Origin of the sequence: Aeromicrobium sp. CTD01-1L150 (assembly GCF_041951745.1) — a bacterium.
Taxonomy (GTDB): domain Bacteria; phylum Actinomycetota; class Actinomycetes; order Propionibacteriales; family Nocardioidaceae; genus Aeromicrobium.
Window position 1 is genome coordinate 1,368,119 of the sequence record NZ_CP169555.1, and the last position, 20,371, is coordinate 1,388,489.

A 20,371-nucleotide genomic window follows, 5' to 3' on the forward strand; every position below is an offset into this window, starting at 1 on the left:
GGTCGGCTCGTGCGTGAGCAACCCCTGACGACCGGTGCCGCCGTCGGTCTGTCCGTCGTCGTGCTGCTGGTGTGGACCCTCGGCCTGCTCGGTGGCGATCTGGCAGGTGCACCGTTGGTCGAGACGGTCGAGCTCGGTGGCCCCGCCGAGTACCTGTGGCGACTGGCCTGCGGCGTGGCCGGACTGTTCGTCGTCCTCGCGGCCCGTCCCGCCCTGCGTCGGCTGGACCCCAACGCTCGGGCTGGTGCCGCCGCCCTGCTGGTCCAGCTGGGTGGTGTCGCGCTCCTCCTGCTCGCCGCTGCGCCCGCCAAGGCGGACGACGCCGGCGCAGTGGTGCTGCAGGAGACCGATCCGGTCGCGACCTACGGCACGGTCGCCACCTTGGTGCTCGGTGCCCTGGTACCGGCGGCCGGGTTCCTGCTGGCCGCCCGGTGGCGCAGCGATCCGGCACGGCGCACCGAGACGGTGGTCTCCTTCGTCACCTCGACCCTCGCGCTGTGGGCGATGCTCGCGTACTCGCTGGCCCCGGAGGGCGACTGGTCCGGCCTCGCCCAGCGCGTCTCGTGCAGCGTGGCGCTCGGCTGGGTCGCATGGCTGTTCACCCGGTCCCTCGACCCTCAGCAGAGATCCGGCTGACTCACCTCTGGCAGCGGGGACACCAGACGACATTGCGCTCGGTGGTGGGAGAATCGCCCAGTCGCCCTGAGCGCAAGCACGTTCCGCAACGACGGCACGGTGATCCATCGCGCTGGTGGACCCATCGCTGCTCCCCGCGACGCGTGCTGCCGGTGAACGAGCGTTCCACGCGGTCCTTGTTGGCCTCGAGCATCCGCTGGCCCCGCGCCACCACGGCGCTCAGTGCCGGCACGTCACCCACGGCCCGCCACGGGTCGAGGCCGGACAAGAACAGCAGCTCGTGCACGTACTCGTTGCCGAACCCGGCGAGGTTGCGCTGGTCCAGCAGTGCGAGAAAGGTAGGTCGCGACGGAGCCGACACCAAGCGGCGGACTGCCTCCTCGAGGTCCCAGTCGGGCCCCAGGAGGTCCGGCCCGAGATGGGCCACTGCCTGCTCGTCGTGCTCACGACGCAGCACCTCCAGGACACCCAACGAGAACCCGACGGCCTGCTGGTCGCTCGTCTCCAGCACGATGCGTGCCTGATGCGGCGGACGGCGCCAGCGTGTGCCGAGCGGGTGCACGTGCCAGACGCCCTCCATCGCCAGGTGCGAGTGGATGGAGACGTCGCCGGCCCGGATCAGCAGGTGCTTGCCACGGCTGAGCACCTCATCGACTGTCGTGCCGCTCAGGTCGACGGTGGCGTGGGCCGGGACGCGGACATCGCAGCGGGTGAGCACCCGGGAGGCCAGCGCCGTCCGGAGACCAGCTGCCGCCCGCCAGACGGTGTCACCTTCGGGCATCGAGGCGCAGTCCCTTGGGATGACGGTCGAACCCGGCCTCCAGGAGTGCCTCGCCCCACGGCGTGGACATGACCGGCCGTCCGGAGACGGTCTCCACGATCAGCCGAGACAGCCTGCCGTCGCGCGCCGCCGACACCAGCGCCTTCGCGGCAGCTGCGAGACGCTCCGGCTCGTCGCTGAAGGCCAGGGCCTTGCGGCCGCCGCGTTCGAGGTACAGCACGGCGTGGCCGTCGTGGGTCACCACGACGGCGCCGGCCTTGCGTGCCGGCCGATGACTCGTGCCCTCCGGCCCGCCGACCACGTCAGGCCAGGGCAGCGCCGCGCCATGGACGTTGGCCGGATCGGTGGCGGCGAGGACGACGGCCTGCACGTCGTGCAGAAGGTCGTCGTCACGCTGGAAGGTGCGGAGCCGGTCCACGGTCGCCGGAGCCGCGAACTGTGCCGCGCCGAGGGAGTCCACGTAGTAGCCGCGCAGGCAGGCGCCGGTCTGCTCGAGCTCGCGCAGCACCCGGTACGTGGCGGCGAAGCCCCCGGGCACCTGCTCGGCCATCACCGCGCCCCTGGTGACCACGCCATGACGTCCCAGCAGTGCCTGGGTCCGTGCCAGCTGCAGCGCCGTACCGGTGAGCGGCTCGGGCACACCGAACCACCGGCCGGACGCCGTGGGCGGGCCCAGTGCCGTCCGCCGTGGGCCGAGGGAGCGTCCATACCTGCCCGGACGGGCGCGGGGGGAGGCAGCCCGGGAACGATGCGCACCGCGACCCCCGAGACGGGCACGTACCGGAGCGAAGGAGTCCCCGGCGAGCCGTCCGGACCACACCAGGTCCCACAACGCCTCGACGAGCTCGGACTGGGTGTACTCCGCCGACCCGGCAGCGACATGCTCGGCGAGCTGACGGAACAGGTATGCCCCGCCGCCGGCCACAGCCTCCAGCAACAGGTCCTGCAGGGCAGTGGTCTCCGGCTGCTCGCGCAGCGACGGCAGCACCAGGTCACCCGCATGCAGCTGCACCCAGCCGTCCGATCCCGGTAGGGCACCCGCTCCCGTCCAGACGACCTCACCGGCGCCGAGCAGCTCATCGAGCATCGCGGGGGAGTAGTCACGTACCCGGGCAGGCAGGACGAGCGACTCCCACGCCGAGGCCGGCAGCGCGACGCCCGCCAGCTGGTCCACGACGCCCAGGACGGCATCGACGCCACGGTTGGATGACCCGACGCCCTGCCAGGCCGGGAGGAACCGGGCGAGCGCCTCGGGTTCCACCGGTTCGATCTGCTGACGGGCCGCCGCGAGGGAACGGCTGCGCAGCCGCCGGAGCACTCCCGGCTCCACCCACTCGCTGCCCGACGCGGTAGGCCGGAACTCGCCCTCCGTCAGTCGACCGTCCCGGGCGAGCCGACTCAGGACGTCCAAGACGACCGCCGTGCCGAGACCGAACCTGGTGGCCGCCTCCGGGGTCGTGAACGGGCCGTGCGTGCGGGCGAACCGGGAGAGCAGGTCCGCGAGGGGGTCGGCCACAGGCTGCAGATGCGCCTGCGGCACACCGATCGGCACCGCCACGCCGAGCGCGTCGCGCAACCGGGCGGCGTCCTCCACACCGGCCCAGCGCAGCTCACCGGCCACCCGGACCTCCAGCGCCCGGCGAGTCGTCCGCAGCTCCTCCAACAGGCTGCTGACGTCGGTGTCCCTGGTGCGTGCGGCGACCTCGCCGACCGTCAACGGACCCAGCAGGCGCAGCAGGTCCGCGACACCCTCCACCCCGCTGACCCGGCGGTCCTCGGCGAGCCGCTGCAGCTCGGCCTCCGTGCGCTCGATGACATCGGGATCCAACAGCTCACGCAGCTCCGCCCGCCCGAGAAGCTCGGCCAGCAGCGACGGGTCCAGGGCCAGGGCCGCGGCACGGCGCTCGGCCACCGGAGTGTCGCCCTCGTAGAGGAACGACGCGACGTAGCCGAACAGCAAGGTCTGCGCGAACGGTGAGGCACGCTCCGTGGTGACCTCGCTCAGACGGACCTCACGGCCCGCCACCCGCTTCATCAGCGTCAACAGGGCCGGGAGGTCGTAGACGTCCTGCAGACACTCGCGTGCAGTCTCCAGGAGGATGGGAAAGTCCGGATACCTGCGTGCCACGTCCAACAGCTGGGCCGAACGTTGACGTTGCTGCCACAGCGGCGCCCGCGCGCCGGGAGTGCGCCGCGGCAGCAGCAGCGCACGCGCGGCGCACTCGCGGAACCGCGCCGCGAACAGCGCCGACCCGCCGACCTCCCGCGTGACCAGCTGCTCCAGCTCATCGCCCTCGAACATGAAGAGCTCGGCCCCAGGAACGTCCCCTACCTCATCTGTCGTGTCCGGGACTCGGGCCACGATGCCGTCGTCGCTCGCGACCACCGAGCCGTCCACCCCGAACCGCTCCACGATCCGCGCTCCCACCGCCAGCGCCCACGGCGCATGGACCCGCCGCCCGTACGGGGAGTGCAGCACCAGACGCCAGTCGCCCAGCTCGTCGCGGAACCGTTCCAGCACGAGGTCACGATCGGTCGGCAGGACACCGACCGCCTCACGCTGCTCCGACAGGAAGGCGGCGAGGTTGCGTGATGCCCGACCGTCGAGGCCGGGCACCACGGCGCCCTCACCCGCACGACGGACGAACGCGCCGATCGCCTCACCCAGCTCGGCGGGCCGCCCCTCGGAGTCCCCACGCCAGAACGGCAGCCTCGCCGGTTCGCCGAACGCCGGCGTGACGACGACCCGGTCATGAGTGATGTCCTGGATCCGCCAGCTGGTGGCACCGAGCGCGAAGACGTCGTTCACGCGTGACTCGTAGACCATCTCCTCGTCGAGCTCGCCGACCTTGCGCGGGGCCCCGGTGCCGTCCTCATCCCCAGCAGCCATCACGACCGAGAACATGCCCCGATCCGGGATCGTGCCTGCGCTGGTGACGGCCAGACGCTGCGCCCCGGGCCGCCCGGCCAGCGTGCCGGCGGAACGGTCCCAGACCAGACGGGGCCGCAGCTCGGCGAACTCATCGGACGGATACCGGCCGGCCAGCAGATCGAGCGTGGCCTCGAAGGCCGAACGCGGGAGAGCCGCGAACGGTGCCGCCCGCCGCACGACGTCGAACCACTCCTCGACCTCCACCGGCTCCAGGGCGGTGGCCGCCACAGTCTGCTGAGCCAGGACGTCCAACGGGTTGGCGGGCACGACGAGCTGCTCGATCGCGCCCTCCCGCATACGCTCCGCGGTGACCGCAGCGCCCACGAGGTCGTGACGCGTCGTCGGATACATCAACCCCCGAGACGTCTCACCCACCTGGTGCCCCGCGCGCCCCACGCGCTGCAACCCGCTGGCGACCGACGGCGGGGTGGAGATCTGCACCACCAGGTCGACGGCGCCCATGTCGATGCCGAGCTCGAGGCTCGAGGTCGCGACGACGCAGCGCAGACGGCCCGACTTCAGGTCGTCCTCGATGACGGCGCGCTGCTCCTTGCTCACCGAGCCGTGGTGGGCGCGCGCCAGCGTCGCAGCGGCCCCCCGCGACGTACCGCTGGCACCGCCCACCTGCGACGGTGGAGCCCCGGCACCCCCGCTGGTGCCCTCTGCCGCCCACGGCCCGGCACCCCCGCTGGTGCCCTCTGCCGCCCGAACCGGCGCGACGCCCGCGTCGTTCTCGAGCCGCTCGAGGTACCGCTCGTTGAGGTGCGAGGTGAGCCGCTCGGCCTGCCCGCGCGAGTTGCAGAAGACGATCGTGGAACGCACCTGCAGGATGCGCTCGATGACGTCATGCTCCAGATGGGGCCAGATGCTCCCGGCGGTGCCCTCTGCCGCCCGTGGCCCGGCACCCCCGCCGGGGTCCTGCTGGTCGCCCTCCGGCGGGTGCAGCTCGGTCATGTCATCGACCGGGACCACGACGTCCAGGTCCAGCAGTGCCGGGGTCTGCGGCGCGACGACCTGCACGCGCGCACGGCCGCCAAGGAAGCGCGCCACCTCCTCGTGCGGGCTGACCGTGGCACTCAGACCGACCCGCTGCGCGCGCGAGTCGGCGCCCTGCGCGGTCCGCAGCGCATCCAGACGTTCCAGCGACAGTGCGAGATGGGCCCCACGCTTGGTGCCGGCCACGGCATGCACCTCATCGACGATCACCGTCTCGACGTCCTGCAGCGTCTCCCGTGCTGCCGAGGTGAGCATCAGGAACAGCGACTCCGGCGTCGTGATGAGGATGTCCGGCGGATGGGTGACCAGTCGCCGGCGCTCCTGCGCCGTGGTGTCGCCCGAACGTACACCAACCGTGACGGGCGTGAAGTCCTCACCGAGCCGCGCCGCGGCCTGGGTGATCCCCACCAGCGGCGAGCGCAGGTTGCGCTCGACGTCCATGGCGAGCGCCTTCAGCGGCGAGACGTACAGCACACGTGTGCGTCGTTGCTTCTCTGGGGGTGGGTCCCGGTGGAGCAGCTGATCGAGTGCGGACAGGAAGGCGGCCAGCGTCTTGCCGGATCCCGTGGGCGCCACCACGAGCACGTCCGAGCCGGTGTCCAGGACGTCCCAAGCCTCTGACTGCGCCGGTGTGGGCGCGGAGAAGGAATCCTCGAACCACGCACGCGTGGCCGGGGAGAAGCGTCCCATCGACGGATGACGCGACGAACGGACAGACGACATGCCATCCATCGTCCCAGCCGCCACTGACACGTCGTCATCGTCGATGCGGCGGGGCTGCTCCGGACGTTGTGCGGCGTGAGGCATCCTGAACGGCATGACGTCCCGCCTGACCTCCCTGATCGTCCCCGTCGCCGCCCTGGCCCTGGTGCTGGGCGGATGCTCCTCGCAGGAGACCGAACCCGACCCCACGGAGGGCGAGGGCAAGAACCTCGTCGAGGTCTCGCCACTCACCGGAGAACAGTTCGAGGACGGACCGCCGGACAACCCGGTGATGCTCGTCAAGATCGAGAACACCCCGGCCGGTGCACCGCAGAAGGGGCTGGAGAAGGCCGACCTGGTCGTCGAGCAGCTCGTGGAGGGCGGCTTGACGCGGCTGGCGGCGTTCTACCACTCCAACCTGCCCAAGACGGTCGGCCACGTCCGCTCGCTACGCACCACCGACATCTCCCTCGCCAAGCCGGTCGCCGGCACGATCGTGGCCTCCGGTGGTGCCGGAGGCGTCGTCGACCGGGTCAAGCGCAACAAGCTCGGCGTCGTCATCGAGGACGAGGGCGGCGACGGTTTTCGCCGCGACCCCGGAAAGTCGGCACCGTACGACCGCCTGATCGACATGAACGTCGCGGCCGAACGGGCCGAGGACGCCGAGATCCCCGGGCCGTACCTGCCGTTCGCCGGTGACGCCGACGACGGAACCGGCCCGGAGCCCACGAAGGCCTCGAGCGCGAGCGTGGAGTTCTCACCCGGGCAGACCACGGAGTGGAAGCTCGGCAAGGGCACCTGGAAGCGCACCAACGGCTTCGCGGAGAAGGAGTTCGCGGCCGACAACCTCATCGTCCTCGAGGTGCCGCTCAGCGAGGCCGGCTACACCGACGCCGCCGGCAACCCGGTGCCGGAGACCATCCTGAAGGGCAAGGGGAAGGCCACCATCCTCACCGCGGACGGCGCGGTCGACGCGACCTGGAGCAAGAAGGGCATCGGTGGTCAGCTCAGCTTCACCGCCGACGGCGAGGAGTTCACGATCGACCAGGGCAAGACCTGGATCGAGATGATCCCCCAGGGTCAGGGCAGCGTCTCCGTCGAGTAGGGGACCTGGTCAGCGAGCGGCGCCTCCCGTGCCAGGTTCATGACGTCGTGGGCTGCTCCACGTCAGCGATGCGCGGAAGGCTGCGCATGCCGGCGAGGATCGCGCTGATCGAGGCCTGCACCTGCTCGGCGGCGTGCTCGGCGTCCTCGGCGTCGGCGACATACTCCGAGGCCGAGCGGATGGCTCCGTAGAAGATCGCAGCGAAGGCCTCGGCGAGATCGCCACCGCCTCCGAGGTCGTCCAGCAGGTCGTCGACGGTGTTCTTGACGATGCCCAGCTCCGCGACACGCTCGGCGTCGGACCACCGCTCGTGGCCGAGCGCGACCGGGCCCTCCTGCATGCAGATCCGCCGGAACTGGGGCTGCTGACAGGCCTCGAGAAAGGCCGCGAGGCCGATCTGTGCGCGGTCCCACGGATCCTTGGCGGAGTTGATCCGATCCTGGATCTGTTGCGTCGTCTCCTCCTGCAGACGCAGGAACACGCTCTCGAAGAGCGCGAGCTTGCTGGGGAAGTGGTGGTACAGCGCTCCCTTGGTGACCCGGGCCGCCGCCACCACCTCATCGAGCGACGTGCCGGCGTACCCGTGGGCCGTGAAGAGCTGGGCAGCGTTGTCGAGAAGTGCCTTCTTGGTGCTGGAGGAGTAGTCCTGGCGGCGGGAGGTCTTCCGGGCAGCCCTGAGCACCTTGGCCGGGTGGGTCATGGCTGGAGTTTACGCCGCCACGGGACGTGCTCACTCTCACAGTGCCGGTAGTTGTCCTGACCTGCGGCAACGGTACATACTCGAAGTACGTACCGAGGGTATGGATCCTCGGCCGACGGTCCCCCGAAAGGAGCACCTCCATGACCTGGGATGCCTACAACCGTCGCAAGACCGCCCTGCGAGACATGCTCGCCCTCGCCGACCGGCACGAGGACGTCAAGCTCGCCCACCTGATCGAGACCGTGCCCGGAGCCCGTGAGGCCTTCGACGACCCCCGCATCGCCCTGTTCGATGCCCAGATGGCCTTCGTGCAGCGCGTCCGCGGTCGCGTGGACATGATGCTCGGTGACGGACTGCAGAACGAGTCCGTCAGGCACGAGGAGGCCGTCGTGCAGGCCTGGGCCGAGGTCGCGCAGAGCATGCGTGGCGCCCGGAAGCTGCTCGATGCGGCCGAGGCCGAGGGCGACCTCGCCAAGGCCTTCGCCAAGGAGCGAGCGATGCTCGCGACGATGGCGGGAGTCCCCGCGCTGCACCCCGACCTGGACGACCACGGAGCCCGGCTCCGTGCGGCAGCGCGTGAGCGTGTCGCCGAGCATCAGGCGCTCGACGCCCTCAGCGAACCGCGAGGCGGCATCATCGGCCGACTGCGCGACGCCCTGGCCGCCTGAGGCCGACCCCGAACCACCACCCCGTCTCGCACCGAACTCCCTCCCTCCCCGGTGCGAGGTGGGGTGGCTTGTCCTCCCCACCGGCTCGAGAGAGCCCTCAGGGCCGCATCTGGTCCAGGAACGTGCCGATCTCGGCGTCGATCGCCTCACCCAGCTCGTGCCTGAAGACACTCAGCGTCACCTGGCTAGCCACCGACAGCAGGGTCTGGATCGACTCGAAGATGCCGGTCCACTGCTCCTCAGGCAGTCCGGCATCGACGAACGGCTGCACGATGCCCGACGCGACCTTCTCCACGAACTCGTCGGCGATCGTGCGCAGGTTCGTGCGCACGAGCGGGAAGATCTCGATGACCGAGGCGGCGGGCAGCCCGAGCGAGACCGCCGCCGCCCCCGCACGGACGACACTCGGAAGCAGCAGACGAACACGCGTCGGGTCGCCCTCGACCGGCTCCAGCAGCCCGAACTCGGTCATGGCCTCGATCAGCCGGTCGTCGTGCGTCACCCCGGCGAGCGAGGTGAGCGCATCGATCGTCATGATCTCCGGCTCGACCTCGCGCTGCGGCTGGTCGAGCAGGTTGAGCAGGTCCATCGTGTGTCCGGCAGCCGACGTAGGGCTGGAGCGGACGGCCTGCTCGACGGCGGCGAGGGTGTACCCGCGATCCACGAGCTCGCGCACCAGCTGAAGACGCTGCAGGTGCTCGTGCCGGTAGTAGCCGGTGCGACCCTCCAGCCGAGGCCCCGAGATGAGACCCCGTGCCGCGTACGCCCGCACGTTGCGAACGGTCATGCCGGCGCGGGCGGCCAGTTCGTCGATGGTGAACTCAGGCTCTTCTGCCGCCCGCCCCCAAGCACGCCCCCACTCGCTGCGCTCGCGGGAGGTACCCCCAGGCCCGGCACCCCCGCCGGGGGCCTGGCCGGGTTCTGGGTCGTCCGGGTTCGCCGGTGGTGGTTGCTTGTCGCCCATCGCCCCCGGCCCGGCGTCCTCCGCAGCCCGTACCTGTGATGCTTCTCCGGACTGGGCATCCCCAGGGTGGGGGACCGCACGCGAGGAGTCGCTCATGTGGGCATCATAGGTCCATGGAGAGACTGCGCGGACGATTGCTGGTCGCCACCCCGGCCATCGAGGGCGGGCCCTTCCTGCGCAGCGTCGTCTACGTGCTCGACCACGACGAGGACGGTGCCCTCGGGGTGATCGTCAACCACCCGCTCGACGCCGACGTCGACGATGTGCTGCCGGCATGGGGGAGCCTCGTCAACGCGCCGGTGTGCCTGTTCGACGGCGGCCCGGTGGCCATGGACTCCGCGCTGGCCGTGGGAGTCCTCAACGCCCCGGAGGCAACTCCCGCCGGATGGCGTCCCATGGCCGGCCGCGTCGGCCTCGTCGACCTCGCTGGTCCCCTGCCCGATGACGGGCAGCTCGTCGGCATGCGGGTCTTCGCCGGGTACGCCGGATGGTCCGCCGGACAGCTCGAGAGCGAGATCGAGGAAGGGTCGTGGGTCGTCGTCGACGCCGAGGAGGGTGACCTGCTCTCCCCGCAGCCCGAGGAGCTGTGGCGACACGTGCTGCGCCGCCAGGAGGACGACCTGCGGCTGTGGGCGACCCTGCCTGCCGACCCCAACGTCAACTGACCCCCGCCGAGTGCGAGGCCACGTCACGACGGACCGCTACAGTGGGGCCGTGGGATTCTTCGGCAGCGGCACCCAGACGGTTCCGGACGAGCGCACGGATGAGCGCACTGACCTGCGCCCCGAGGACGGGGACCACGAGCGCTTCTCGCACTACGTCCCCAAGGACACGCTGACCGAGGCGATGGTCAACGGCACGCCCTGCATCGCCCTGTGCGGCAAGGTGTGGGTGCCCAGCCGTGACCCCCAGCGCTATCCCGTCTGCCCGGAGTGCAAGGACATCTGGGAAGGCATGTCCAAGGACGAGGGGGACTCCGGCTCGGATGGCTAGCCAGCGCCTGCGGGCCTGGCAGCGAGCGGCGTTCGAGCTGTACGAACGCACGCAGCCGCGCGACTTCATGACCGTCGCGACGCCGGGTGCCGGTAAGACCACCTTCGCGCTGACGATCGCGGCCGACCTGATGCATCGCGGGGTCGTCGAGCGGGTCGTCGTCGTCACACCCACGGACCACCTCAAGACCCAGTGGGCCCTCGCGGCCTCCGGTCTGGGCATCCGCCTGGACCCGGCGCTGGCCGGTCAGGGTGCGTTGGCCCAGGAGTTCCAGGGCTTCGCCGTCACCTATGCCGGTCTGGCGGTCAACCCGAACGCGTACCGGGTTCGCATCGAGGCCCGACGCACGCTCGTCATCCTCGATGAGGTCCACCACGCGGCCGACGCACTCTCGTGGGGTGAGGCCGTGCGTGAGGCGTGCGACCCCGCCGCGCGACGCCTCGCCCTCACCGGCACGCCGTTCCGCTCCGACGACAACCCCATCCCGTTCGTCTCGTACGCACCGCAGGGTGACGGAACGATGCAGAGCGTCGCCGACTTCACCTACGGCTACGGCTCGGCGTTGCGCGACGGGGTGGTCAGGCCGGTGCTGTTCATGGCCTACTCCGGGGAGATGCACTGGCGCACCCGAGCCGGCGACGAGGTGGCCGCGCGGCTCGGTGAGCCCCTCACCAAGGACGCCACGGCACAGGCGCTGCGCACCGCCCTGAATCCGCAGGGGTCGTGGATGCCCACCGTCCTGCAGGCCGCGCACCGACGCCTCATGGAGGTTCGTCGCGACATCCCCGACGCCGGTGGACTGGTCATCGCCAGCGACCAGGAGTCCGCCCGTCAGTACGCGTCGCTGCTGGCACAGGTCACCGGCGACCAACCCACCGTGGTCCTCTCCGACGAGGCGGGGGCCAGTGCGCGGATCGCGGAGTTCTCCGCCAGCATGACGCCGTGGCTGGTCGCGGTGCGCATGGTCAGCGAAGGCGTCGACATCCCGCGGCTCGCCGTGGGCGTCTACGCCACGACCGTCGCCACGCCGCTGTACTTCGCCCAGGCGGTCGGCCGCTTCGTGCGTGCCCGGCGTCGCGGGGAGACGGCGTCCATCTTCCTGCCCAGCGTCCCCGGGCTGCTGACCCTGGCCTCGGACCTGGAGGCAGAGCGGGACCACGTGGTCGGGCGCCGGGTCGACGACGAGGGCGACCTGTACGCCGCAGAGGCAGAGCTGCTGGCCCGCGCGCAGCAGGACGAGGCCGCCTCCGACGACGAGCTCGGCACCTACCAGGCTCTCGGCAGCCAGGCCGCCTTCGACCGGCTCGTCTACGACGGCGGCGAGTACGGGGGAGCCGTGGAGGAGCTGGACGAGGACGAGATGGAGTTTCTCGGCATCCCCGGGCTGCTCGAGCCGGACCAGGTGGCCGAGCTGCTCAAGACGTCGCGGGCCAAGAAGGGGCGAGCCAGGCAGGCCGCCGCGAAGCAGGCGAGCACCGATGCTGACGCCACGTTCGAGCGACGTTCGGAGCTGCGCCGCGAGCTCAACGGCCTGGTGGGTGCCTGGCACCACCGCACCGGCCAGCCGCACGGCGTCACGCACACCAAGCTCCGCACGGACTGTGGCGGTCCGCCGGCCGCGCAGGCGACGTCGGAGCAGCTGCAGCAGCGCATCGACCTGCTGCGTCAGTGGGCGCTGCGGGCCTCTGGCTGAGGCTCCCCGCGGACGTCCCTCGGGGGTGGTGGTCGGACCGCTGCGATGCGGGTGTGGCTTGCCCACAGCACGCCGGCGACGACGAGCACCCCTCCGAGGCCCTCGAGCACACTGGGGCGCTCGCCGAGGACCAGCCAGGCGGCAAGGATGCCGACGACCGGGACCAGCATGGAGAACGGGGCGACGACGCCGGCCGGGTGTCGTCTCATGAGCCAGACCCAGATGCCGGAACCGACGATCGTCCCGAGAATGACGGTGTAGGCCAGTCCGATCCAGGCTGGGACGGCCGCCATGGTGGCGGCGTCGGTCCATGCCTCCCGGAGCTGCTCGGGGCCCTCGACCAGCAGCGACAGTGCGAGCATCGGCACCGGTGGGACGACCGACATCCACATGATCAGGTGCAGCGGCCGGTCCGGGGCCGCGAGTCTGCTGCAGAGGTTGCCGACGGCCCAGCCGAACGCTCCGAGCACGACCAGCCAGAACGCCCACCACCCGTCCGCGCCGCCGCGCGAGAACCCGACGAGGGCTAGGCCGGCGACAGCTGCGCAGATGCCTGCCGCTCGACGGGCGGTCATGCTCTCGCGCAGGAAGAGGACGCCGAGGATGACGGTGAACGGGGCCGACGCCTGCAGGACCAGTGAGGCGAGGCCCGCCGGGAAGCCGGCCTCCATGCCCAGGTACAGCCCGAGGAACTGCAGTGTCCCGAAGCCGAGTCCGTAGCCGATGAGCCAGCGGGCCGGCACCCGTGGGCGCGGGACGAACAGCAGAGCAGGGACGGCGAGGATGGCGAACCGCAGCGCGACGAGGAAGATCGGTGGGAACTGCTGCAGCGAGGCGTGGATCGCCAGGAAGTTCACGCCCCACAGGGCGGCGACGAGGCCGGCGAGGGCGGCGTGACGAAGAGGCACCTCACCAGTCTGGACAGTGGTGAGATGAAGGACCAGCGACTATTTGTGACTGATACCTGTAGGTTGCCTTCATGGATGTGCGACATCTGGAGCTCCTGCGCGAGCTGTCCGTGCGCGGCACGCTCGCGGCAGTGGCCGCCGCCACGCACCGCACGCCGTCGGCGGTCTCCCAGCAGCTCAAGACCGCCGAGCGCGACCTCGGCGTCCGTCTCGTCGAGCCCGCCTCGCGCGGACTGAGGCTCACCCCCGCCGGTCGCGTCCTGGCTGAGGGCGCCGACGACGTGGGTCGCGCACTCGAGGCGCTGCGCGCCCGGTTGGACGACACCCTCGCTGAGCCTGGCGGGACGGTGTCCGTCGGGACCCTGCCGAGTGCCGGCGAGGCGCTGCTGCCGGACCTCGTGGCGCGACTGCGGGACACCTCGATCCGACTCCGGATCGAGGACTTCGACCTCGCCGAGGCCGACTACGCCACCCGCACCCTGGACGTGGACGTCGTCATCGCCCACAGCCTCACCGGCGACGTGCCGAGCGGGGCTGAGGGGCTCGTCAGCACGGTGCTCGCCCGTGAGCCGATCGACGTCGCCATGTCCGAGGACCATCGGCTCGCGGCGCGCAGCCGGCTCCGCCCGCCCGACCTGGTCGGCACCCGGTGGATCGGCGTCCCGGAGGCTTACCCGTTCGACACCATCCTGATCGCCGTCGAGAACACCACCGGGACGCGGCTCGAGCGCTGGACTCGCCTGCGCGACAACCACCTCGTGGAGGGGCTCGTGGCCCGGGGCGCCGGCCTGGCGCTGCTGCCCAGGTTCACCACCCGGCCCCGCCCCGGTGTCGCCATCCGGCCGCTCGAGGGAGTGCGTGCCGACCGCAGCATCACGGCGCTGTCCCGTCCTGATCGCGCTGAGCGTCTTGCAGTGCGAGTCGTGGTGGACCATCTCGCGGAGATCGGCAGGGGGCTGGACGGGCAGGCATCGACGCCGTGCCGTTGACGTGGAAGCAGGTCGACACGTCTGGAGCGGCGCACAGCTCAGGTGCGCACGGCGGTGTACTCCTGACACGTGAGCGGGTACAAGGCAATCTGGGTTGCTATCCCGGCGTTTTCTGAAGTCCTCCACCGCGCTCGTCCTGCGTTGTGGGCAGCCGCCCGGACCTCCTCGTGCCTTCACCGCATCGGTAGGGTCAAGCACGTGCCCCAGCCACTGCGGACCATCGCCTTCACTCGTCTCGAGCAGCTCCTGTCGCGACCGATCGAGGACGTGCAGGACTTCCCGGCTCGGCGTGAGGCCCGCGCACGCCTGCAGCGCTCTCGTGCCGGACGAGCACTGTTCGGCACCCCGGACCCGGGGGTCGAGACCTTCGAGCGAACCGTCCGGATCGACGGCCGGCTGCGCCGTGTGCTGGTGCACCGTCCCCACGCCGGGACCGACCTGCCTGCTGTGTTGAACCTGCACGGCGGTGGCTGGGTCCAGGGCCACCCGGAGCAGTCGGCCTGGTTCGCCAGCCGCGTCGCCGCGCGCACCGGGGCCGTCGTGGTCTCGCCGGAGTACCGCCTCGCACCCGAGGAGCCGTTCCCCGCGGCCGTGGAGGACAGCTGGTCCGCCCTCGAGTGGCTCGCGGACGAGGGTGCATCGCTCGATGCCGACCCCACCCGGCTCGCCGTCATGGGTGACAGTGCCGGCGGAGGTCTGGCTGCCACGGTCGCACTGCTGGCACGAGACGCGGGTGGGCCTGCGCTGCGAGCCCAGATCCTGCTCTACCCGGGGGTGGAGGCCTACGACCGCTGGCCGTCGGAGGACGAGCACGCCAGGGCGGCCGTCCTCACCTCGCGGAACATGCGGGCCTTCGTGCGCTTCTACCTGGGAGAGGAGTACGGCACCACCGACTGGCGCGCCTCGCCGATCCGCCACGTCGACCACCGCGGCCTCCCGCCGACGCTCGTGGTGGTGGCAGGGCGGGATCCGCTGGCCGACAACGGGCGTCGCTACGCCGAACGCCTGGGATCGCAGGGCGTGCACGTGCGCCTCGAGGAGTTCGGCGATGCCGTGCACGGCTTCGCCAGCCTGCCCGGTGTCCAGCCCCGGGCACGGGCGGCCGTGCGAGTGGCTGCCGACTTCCTGGGCCAGCATCTCTGAACCGCCGACACCATTGTGACAGTGATGCTGTCACGATAGGGTCGGGTCATGAGGCCATGGCCCCTTCACCGCGACCACTGGCGGCGCGAGACCGACCGGCTCGACCCGGCCACGGAGCATGAGCAGATCTCGCGGATCCTGGCGATGCACGAATTTCCGTGGGACCTCCAGCAGGCACTCAGCTTCGCGCTGTTCCGTACCTACGCAGTGCCGAGCATCGGCAACCTGCTCGCCCGCACCGGCGAGTTCATCGAGGACACCCAGAAGCGTCACGACGACACCGTGCTGGTGCTCGAGGCCGTTCTGGACGACGGACTGGAGAGCAAGGACGGCCGGGCTGCCGTGCGCCGCATGAACCAGATGCACGGCAGCTACGACATCTCCAATGACGACATGCTCTACGTCCTGTCGACATTCGTCGTCACCCCGGCACGGTGGATCCGGCGCTACGGCTGGCGCGACCTCACCGAGAACGAGCTGAGTGCTGCCACCCACTACTACCGCCGTCTGGGCAGGCTCATGGGCATCAAGGACATGCCCGAGGACTTCGACGGCTTCGCCCGGTTGATGGACGAGTACGAGGCGCACCACTTCGCCTACGACGAGGGCGCACGGCGCGTCGCCGACTCGACGCTGGACCTGTTCACGACCTTCTACCCACGCCCGCTGCGTCCGCTGCTGCGTGCCTTCTCCATCGCGTTGCTGGACGACCACCTCGCACGGGCCTTCGGCTACGACAAGCCGCCGGCCTGGTTCTCCCGTCTCGCCCATGCCAGCCTGGCGATGCGTGGACGCCTGCTCAGCCGCTTCCCGGCGCGCGCCAAGCCGTGGAAGGCGCGGACCTCGCACCGCATCCGTTCCTATCCCGGCGGGTTCATGGTGGAGAACCTGGGCACCTTCCCGTCGTCGATGCCCGACGACGAGCAGATCGACGCGCGTCTGCAGCGGCCTGTCGCCTGAGGTCGGTGAGGTCGGGGCTGGGAAGTCTCAGCGTCCGCGTGGTGTTGACCATGCCATGCGGCTCTCCGTCCTCGACCTCGTTCCCGTGCGTACCGACCAGACCAGCGGCGACGCGCTGGCTGCCTCGACCCAGCTGGCGCAGGTAGCCGACCGGCTCGGCTACGAGCGGTACTGGGTGGCCGAGCACCACAACATGCCGGCGGTGGCGGCCACCAGCCCGCCGGTGCTCATCGCCCATCTCGCAGCACAGACCGAGCGCATCAGGATGGGCTCGGGCGGGGTCATGCTGCCCAACCACGCGCCGTTGGCCGTCGCCGAGCAGTTCGCCCTGCTGGAGGCAGCGCACCCCGGTCGCATCGACCTCGGCATCGGCCGCGCCCCCGGATCGGACCCGGTCACCTCGATGGCACTGCGGGGCGCTGCGGGTCGCGACGACACGGATGTGGCCAACTTCCCGCAGTACCTCGACGACGTCATGGCGCTCATGGGCACCGAGGGCGTGCAGGTGGCTGTTCCGCGACAGCGATACATCCTCAAGGCCACTCCGGCGGCGGCCTCGGTTCCGGCCCTGTGGCTGCTCGGGTCCTCGATGTACTCCGCGGAGCTGGCCGCGGCCAAGGGCCTGCCCTACGTCTTCGCCCACCACTTCAGTGGCCGCGGGACGGCCGAGGCGCTGCAGGCCTACCGCAGCCGCTTCCAGCCCAGCGAGCTGGCGTCCGAGCCGCGCACGTTCCTCACGGTCAACGCTGTGGTCGCCGAGACGGAGCAGGAAGCCGCCGCTCTCATGCTGCCCAACCTGCACATGATGGTGGCCCTGCGCACCGGACAGCCGCTCGAGCCGCTCGCGATCGTCGAGGACGCCGAGGCACGGGACCTGCCACCGCAGCACCACTCGCTGGTCGACGCAGGTCTGGCACGGGCCGTCGTCGGCACCCCACAGCAGGCCGCCGACCAGGTGCGCGAGCTGGCCGGACAGTTCGACGTCGACGAGGTCATGGTGCACCCCGTCGCCTCGGCCCGTCGAGGCACCGACCCGGCCACGTCGCCCGCGCGCGACCGTACGCTGGAGCTGCTGGCCAAGGAGCTCCTAGACTGAGGGCGCCGGGCCGAGACGCTCGGCCGGACCTCGGGGTCGATCTCTTCGAGCGAGGCTTGGCTCCCCGTTCGTTCGTCGTTCACCGGGTGTCCGTCAGTGGTTCGGCCGCCGTGGCCAGCATGGACGCATGCTGACTCGACGAGCTGTCGCGATGATCGCCGTGGTCGCCCTCGGCGGGTTCCTCGCAGTGCTGGAGCCCGATGAGGCGCTCAGCCCCTCGCACCATCCGGCGAGCCTCACCGTGGCCCATCGTTGAACGGCCATCGGTGAGGTTCCTGCGCCTTCCTCAGACCTGCACGCCTGCTGCGGTGAGCTCCTCGCGTAACGCGGGCAGGTTCTGCGGCATCACCGCCGCGGTGAGGTCCTCCAGGACCCGCACGCCGAAGCCCTCACGGACGCCGTCCAGGGCAGTGGCCCGCACGCAGTGGTCCATGGCAAGGCCGCACACGTCGATCCGGGTGATCCCCTGCTGGCGCAGCCAGTCGGCCAACGACTCGCCGCCGGACGTCGATCCCTCGAACCCGGAGTAGCCGGCGCTGTACTCGCCCTTGTCGAAGACAGCAGCGAACATGGACGTCGTGAGGGGCTCGTGGAGCTCCATGCCCGGAGTCCCTGCCTCGCAGTGCCGCGGCCAGGAGTCGACGAAGTTCGGGGTCTCGGAGAAGTGGCCGCCGGGGTCGATGTGGTGGTCGCGGGTGGCCACGACGGTGTCGTAGGCGCCGCTGGCGACCAGTGCCTCGACATCCGTGGCCACGGCCGCGCCGCCGTCGACCGCGAGCGAGCCGCCCTCACAGAAGTCGTTCTGGACGTCGACGACGACCAGCGCCGTGGTGCTGGGCCGGGGTGCGCTGAGTGGTGCAGTGGTCATGGCGTGGTCCTCTCCTGCTGGACGATGGTCTCGATGACGGGTTCCCCGCGTGACAGCTTGCGCGCGGCCGGTGGCAGCTCGGCGATCGCTGCTCGGTGGCGGTCGCGGGCATCCTCGAGGGACTCGCGCTGGACCCGTCGGCCGCCCTCGACCATCAGGACCAGGAGCGCCCGGTCGTTGCCGTCGTCGGCGGGCTCGGCTCCGATGCCGATGACCTCCGCCTGAGCCGTGCCGGTGGGGGAGAGCCGACGCAGCGCGTGCTTGCGACCACCGACCGAGATCTTCTCGGTGCTCTTCTTGGCCACTGGCACGAGTGAGCCGCCGTCGTCCTCGCGTGCCACCAGCTTGTAGACGAAGCCGGAGGTCGGGGCGCCGGAGCCGGTGACGAGCGCGGTGCCGACTCCGTAGCCGTCGACCGGTGCAGCCGCGAGGGCCGAGATGGCGTACTCGTCGAGGTCGGACGTCACCACGATCCGCGTGGACGTCGCGCCGAGGGCGTCGAGCTGCCCTCGCACCTGGTGCGCGAGGGAGGTCAGGTCGCCGGAGTCGATGCGCACGGCGCCGAGCCCGGTGCCCGCCACCTCCACTCCCGTGCGCACGGCCTCGCCGATGTCATACGTGTCGACCAGCAGCGTCGTCCCAGCACCGAGGCTCTCCACCTGGGCGGTGAAGGCGTCGCGCTCGGTGTCGTGGAGCAGCGTGAAGGAGTGCGCACTGGTGCCACTGGTCGGCACGCCGTACGTCCGACCGGCCTCGAGGTTGGACGTCGTGGCGAACCCTGCGATGTGGGCGGCACGGGCAGCGGCGACGGCTGACCACTCGTGCGTACGGCGCGACCCCATCTCGATGCAGGGACGGTCGCCCGCGGCGCCGATCATCCGGGCGGCGGCCGAGGCGATGGCCGAGTCGTGGTTGAGGATCGACAGCAGGACGGTCTCGAGGACGACGGCCTCGGCGAAGGTGCCCTCCACCACCAGGACGGGGGAGCCCGGGAAGTACAGGTCGCCCTCGCCGTAGCCCCACACGTCGCCACTGAAACGGTAGTCGGCGAGCCAGTCGGCCGTGGTGGCGTCGACCACGTCGTGATCGCGCAGCCACGCCACCTCGGCCTCGGTGAACCGGAACTGCTCGAGTGCGTCGAGCAGACGCCCGGTGCCGGCCACGACGCCGTACCGACGCCCGGTCGGCAGCCGCCGGGCGAACAGCTCGAACACCGATCGTCGGTGCGCCGTGCCGTCGGCCAGAGCCGCCCGGAGCATCGTGAGCTCGTAGTGGTCCGTCAGCAGTGCGGTGGTCACACCTCCACCGTAGTGGCGGGTCGTCGCTCATGTTCTGTCGATGGGGATGACGATCCGGGAGTCCCTGGCCGACCATCGGCTTGGAACGAGGCTCGGTCACGGCCCGGGTTGATCGAGCACGCTTGACGGCCGCATCCGGGAACGCATCTACTGGCGGCCATACCCAGGAATGCATCGACCAGCCCACCCTGCACGGCGGACAAGGAGAAATGGCCATGGGAACCACCTATCTGCACGCGGTCGCCTCGCTCGACGGGTACATCGCCGATGAGAACGACGAGGTGGGCTCGCTGCATGACTGGTACTTCCAGGGCGACCACCCCATCGTCGCCGACGACCACGCCGACGACCACGGAGGCGTCCCGTTCCGAGTGTCCGCTGCCTCCGCAGCGTACGTGCGCGATCTGTGGGGCCGACAGACGGTGCTGATCGTCGGACGGCACCAGTTCGATCTGACCAACGGGTGGGAGGGTCACCCGCCGGCGAGCGAGCACGTCGTGGTTGTCTCGCACCGCCCAAAGCCCGAGGGCTGGCATCCCGAGGCGTCCTATCACTTCGCCGGGTCGGTGGAAGAAGGGGTCGCCCTCGCACAGCAGCTGCAGGCGACGGCGACATCGGCATCGGTGCCGGTGACGTCGGTGGACAGGCGCTGCAGCTCGGACTTGTCGACCAGGTGGCGATCGATGTCGTACCGGTCGTGCTCGGCCGTGGCAAGCGGTATTTCGGCGAATGCACCGACTCCCAGATCATGCTCGGCGGTCCCGATGTCGTCATCCAGGGTGAGGGTGTGCTCCACCTCCGTTTCTCGGTACGCGGGACCGCGGCCCGTGCGGGGAACCTCTGAACCCGCCTGCGACAGGACGAGGCGCTCGATCGGGACTGCTTCACGGGGCAACGAATCCCAGACTCACCACGTGAGGCCATGCATTTCACGTCCTC

The 20,371-nt window shown here is 70.8% G+C and carries 19 protein-coding genes; 11 read left to right on the plus strand and 8 right to left on the minus strand.

Annotated features, from left to right (window positions below):
• The first annotated feature begins 9 nt into the window (after positions 1 to 9).
• The gene (locus tag ACEVFP_RS06745) at positions 10 to 636 is read left to right on the plus strand and encodes a hypothetical protein (RefSeq protein ID WP_375002878.1); all 627 of its coding nucleotides are present in this window, start codon (positions 10 to 12) and stop codon (positions 634 to 636) included.
• Between the two features lies 1 nt (position 637).
• Here the strand turns inward: ACEVFP_RS06745 and ACEVFP_RS06750 are convergent, their stop codons facing one another.
• Together ACEVFP_RS06750 and ACEVFP_RS06755 are read right to left on the minus strand one after the other, a co-directional pair.
• A complete protein-coding gene (locus tag ACEVFP_RS06750) occupies positions 638 to 1,417 on the minus strand; it encodes a DNA-formamidopyrimidine glycosylase family protein (protein WP_375002879.1) in 780 nt (259 codons plus the stop codon).
• Positions 1,404 to 6,077 (minus strand): ATP-dependent helicase, encoded by a 4,674-nt coding sequence (locus tag ACEVFP_RS06755; protein ID WP_375003778.1) that lies wholly within the window; start codon positions 6,075 to 6,077, stop codon positions 1,404 to 1,406. Before ACEVFP_RS06755 ends, ACEVFP_RS06750 begins: the two co-directional genes overlap by 14 nt.
• An 85-nt stretch (positions 6,078 to 6,162) precedes the next feature.
• Between ACEVFP_RS06755 and ACEVFP_RS06760 the strand changes: the two genes are divergently transcribed.
• On the plus strand, positions 6,163 to 7,152 hold the full coding sequence (locus ACEVFP_RS06760) for a DUF3048 domain-containing protein (protein ID WP_375002880.1): 990 nt from the start codon (positions 6,163 to 6,165) through the stop codon (positions 7,150 to 7,152).
• Between the two features lie 37 nt (positions 7,153 to 7,189).
• Here ACEVFP_RS06760 and ACEVFP_RS06765 read toward each other — a convergent pair whose 3' ends face one another.
• Complete coding sequence (locus tag ACEVFP_RS06765; RefSeq protein WP_375002881.1) at positions 7,190 to 7,852, minus strand: TetR/AcrR family transcriptional regulator; 663 nt, start codon at positions 7,850 to 7,852, stop codon at positions 7,190 to 7,192.
• 140 nt (positions 7,853 to 7,992) lie between these two features.
• Here ACEVFP_RS06765 and ACEVFP_RS06770 point away from each other — a divergent pair, with 140 nt between their 5' ends.
• Complete coding sequence (locus ACEVFP_RS06770; protein ID WP_375002882.1) at positions 7,993 to 8,520, plus strand: hypothetical protein; 528 nt, start codon at positions 7,993 to 7,995, stop codon at positions 8,518 to 8,520.
• A gap of 97 nt (positions 8,521 to 8,617) precedes the next feature.
• Here the strand turns inward: ACEVFP_RS06770 and ACEVFP_RS06775 are convergent, their stop codons facing one another.
• On the minus strand, positions 8,618 to 9,580 hold the full coding sequence (locus ACEVFP_RS06775; protein WP_375002883.1) for a MerR family transcriptional regulator: 963 nt from the start codon (positions 9,578 to 9,580) through the stop codon (positions 8,618 to 8,620).
• A gap of 17 nt (positions 9,581 to 9,597) precedes the next feature.
• Here ACEVFP_RS06775 and ACEVFP_RS06780 point away from each other — a divergent pair, with 17 nt between their 5' ends.
• From ACEVFP_RS06780 to ACEVFP_RS06790, 3 genes are read left to right on the plus strand one after another with little or no spacing between them, the layout of a single operon-like run.
• Complete coding sequence (locus tag ACEVFP_RS06780; protein WP_375002884.1) at positions 9,598 to 10,149, plus strand: YqgE/AlgH family protein; 552 nt, start codon at positions 9,598 to 9,600, stop codon at positions 10,147 to 10,149.
• Positions 10,150 to 10,198: 49 nt separating this feature from the next.
• Positions 10,199 to 10,477, plus strand: a complete 279-nt coding sequence (locus ACEVFP_RS06785) for a DUF3039 domain-containing protein (protein WP_375002885.1) — start codon at positions 10,199 to 10,201, stop codon at positions 10,475 to 10,477.
• On the plus strand, positions 10,470 to 12,170 hold the full coding sequence (locus ACEVFP_RS06790) for a DEAD/DEAH box helicase (RefSeq protein ID WP_375002886.1): 1,701 nt from the start codon (positions 10,470 to 10,472) through the stop codon (positions 12,168 to 12,170). Before ACEVFP_RS06785 ends, ACEVFP_RS06790 begins: the two co-directional genes overlap by 8 nt.
• On the opposite strand, the gene ACEVFP_RS06795 is transcribed toward ACEVFP_RS06790, so the two are convergent.
• On the minus strand, positions 12,143 to 13,078 hold the full coding sequence (locus ACEVFP_RS06795) for an EamA family transporter (protein WP_375002887.1): 936 nt from the start codon (positions 13,076 to 13,078) through the stop codon (positions 12,143 to 12,145). The two genes, ACEVFP_RS06790 and ACEVFP_RS06795, sit on opposite strands and share 28 nt — an antisense overlap.
• Positions 13,079 to 13,149: 71 nt before the next feature.
• Here ACEVFP_RS06795 and ACEVFP_RS06800 point away from each other — a divergent pair, with 71 nt between their 5' ends.
• The 5 genes from ACEVFP_RS06800 to ACEVFP_RS06820 all read left to right on the plus strand — a co-directional run bounded on the left by ACEVFP_RS06800 (position 13,150) and on the right by ACEVFP_RS06820 (position 17,522).
• On the plus strand, positions 13,150 to 14,067 hold the full coding sequence (locus ACEVFP_RS06800; protein WP_375002888.1) for a LysR family transcriptional regulator: 918 nt from the start codon (positions 13,150 to 13,152) through the stop codon (positions 14,065 to 14,067).
• Positions 14,068 to 14,265: 198 nt separating this feature from the next.
• Positions 14,266 to 15,210: an alpha/beta hydrolase gene (locus ACEVFP_RS06805; RefSeq protein ID WP_375002889.1), complete on the plus strand. Its 945-nt coding sequence runs from the start codon at positions 14,266 to 14,268 to the stop codon at positions 15,208 to 15,210.
• A 48-nt stretch (positions 15,211 to 15,258) separates the two neighbouring features.
• Complete coding sequence (locus ACEVFP_RS06810; RefSeq protein ID WP_375002890.1) at positions 15,259 to 16,170, plus strand: oxygenase MpaB family protein; 912 nt, start codon at positions 15,259 to 15,261, stop codon at positions 16,168 to 16,170.
• Positions 16,171 to 16,225: 55 nt separating this feature from the next.
• Positions 16,226 to 17,266, plus strand: coding sequence for an LLM class flavin-dependent oxidoreductase (locus tag ACEVFP_RS06815; protein ID WP_375002891.1), 1,041 nt, complete (start codon positions 16,226 to 16,228; stop codon positions 17,264 to 17,266).
• A 127-nt stretch (positions 17,267 to 17,393) separates the two neighbouring features.
• On the plus strand, positions 17,394 to 17,522 hold the full coding sequence (locus ACEVFP_RS06820; RefSeq protein ID WP_375002892.1) for a hypothetical protein: 129 nt from the start codon (positions 17,394 to 17,396) through the stop codon (positions 17,520 to 17,522).
• Positions 17,523 to 17,552: 30 nt separating this feature from the next.
• Here the strand turns inward: ACEVFP_RS06820 and ACEVFP_RS06825 are convergent, their stop codons facing one another.
• The 3 genes from ACEVFP_RS06825 to ACEVFP_RS06835 form a co-directional block, all read right to left on the minus strand.
• Entirely contained in the window at positions 17,553 to 18,134 is a 582-nt protein-coding gene (locus tag ACEVFP_RS06825) for a nicotinamidase (protein WP_375002893.1), read from the minus strand.
• Positions 18,131 to 19,393, minus strand: coding sequence for a nicotinate phosphoribosyltransferase (locus ACEVFP_RS06830; protein WP_375003780.1), 1,263 nt, complete (start codon positions 19,391 to 19,393; stop codon positions 18,131 to 18,133). Before ACEVFP_RS06830 ends, ACEVFP_RS06825 begins: the two co-directional genes overlap by 4 nt.
• 589 nt (positions 19,394 to 19,982) lie before the next feature.
• Positions 19,983 to 20,228 carry a hypothetical protein gene (locus ACEVFP_RS06835; RefSeq protein WP_375002894.1) on the minus strand — a complete coding sequence of 82 codons (246 nt, stop codon included), beginning with the start codon at positions 20,226 to 20,228 and terminating at the stop codon, positions 19,983 to 19,985.
• Positions 20,229 to 20,371: the final 143 nt, after the last annotated feature.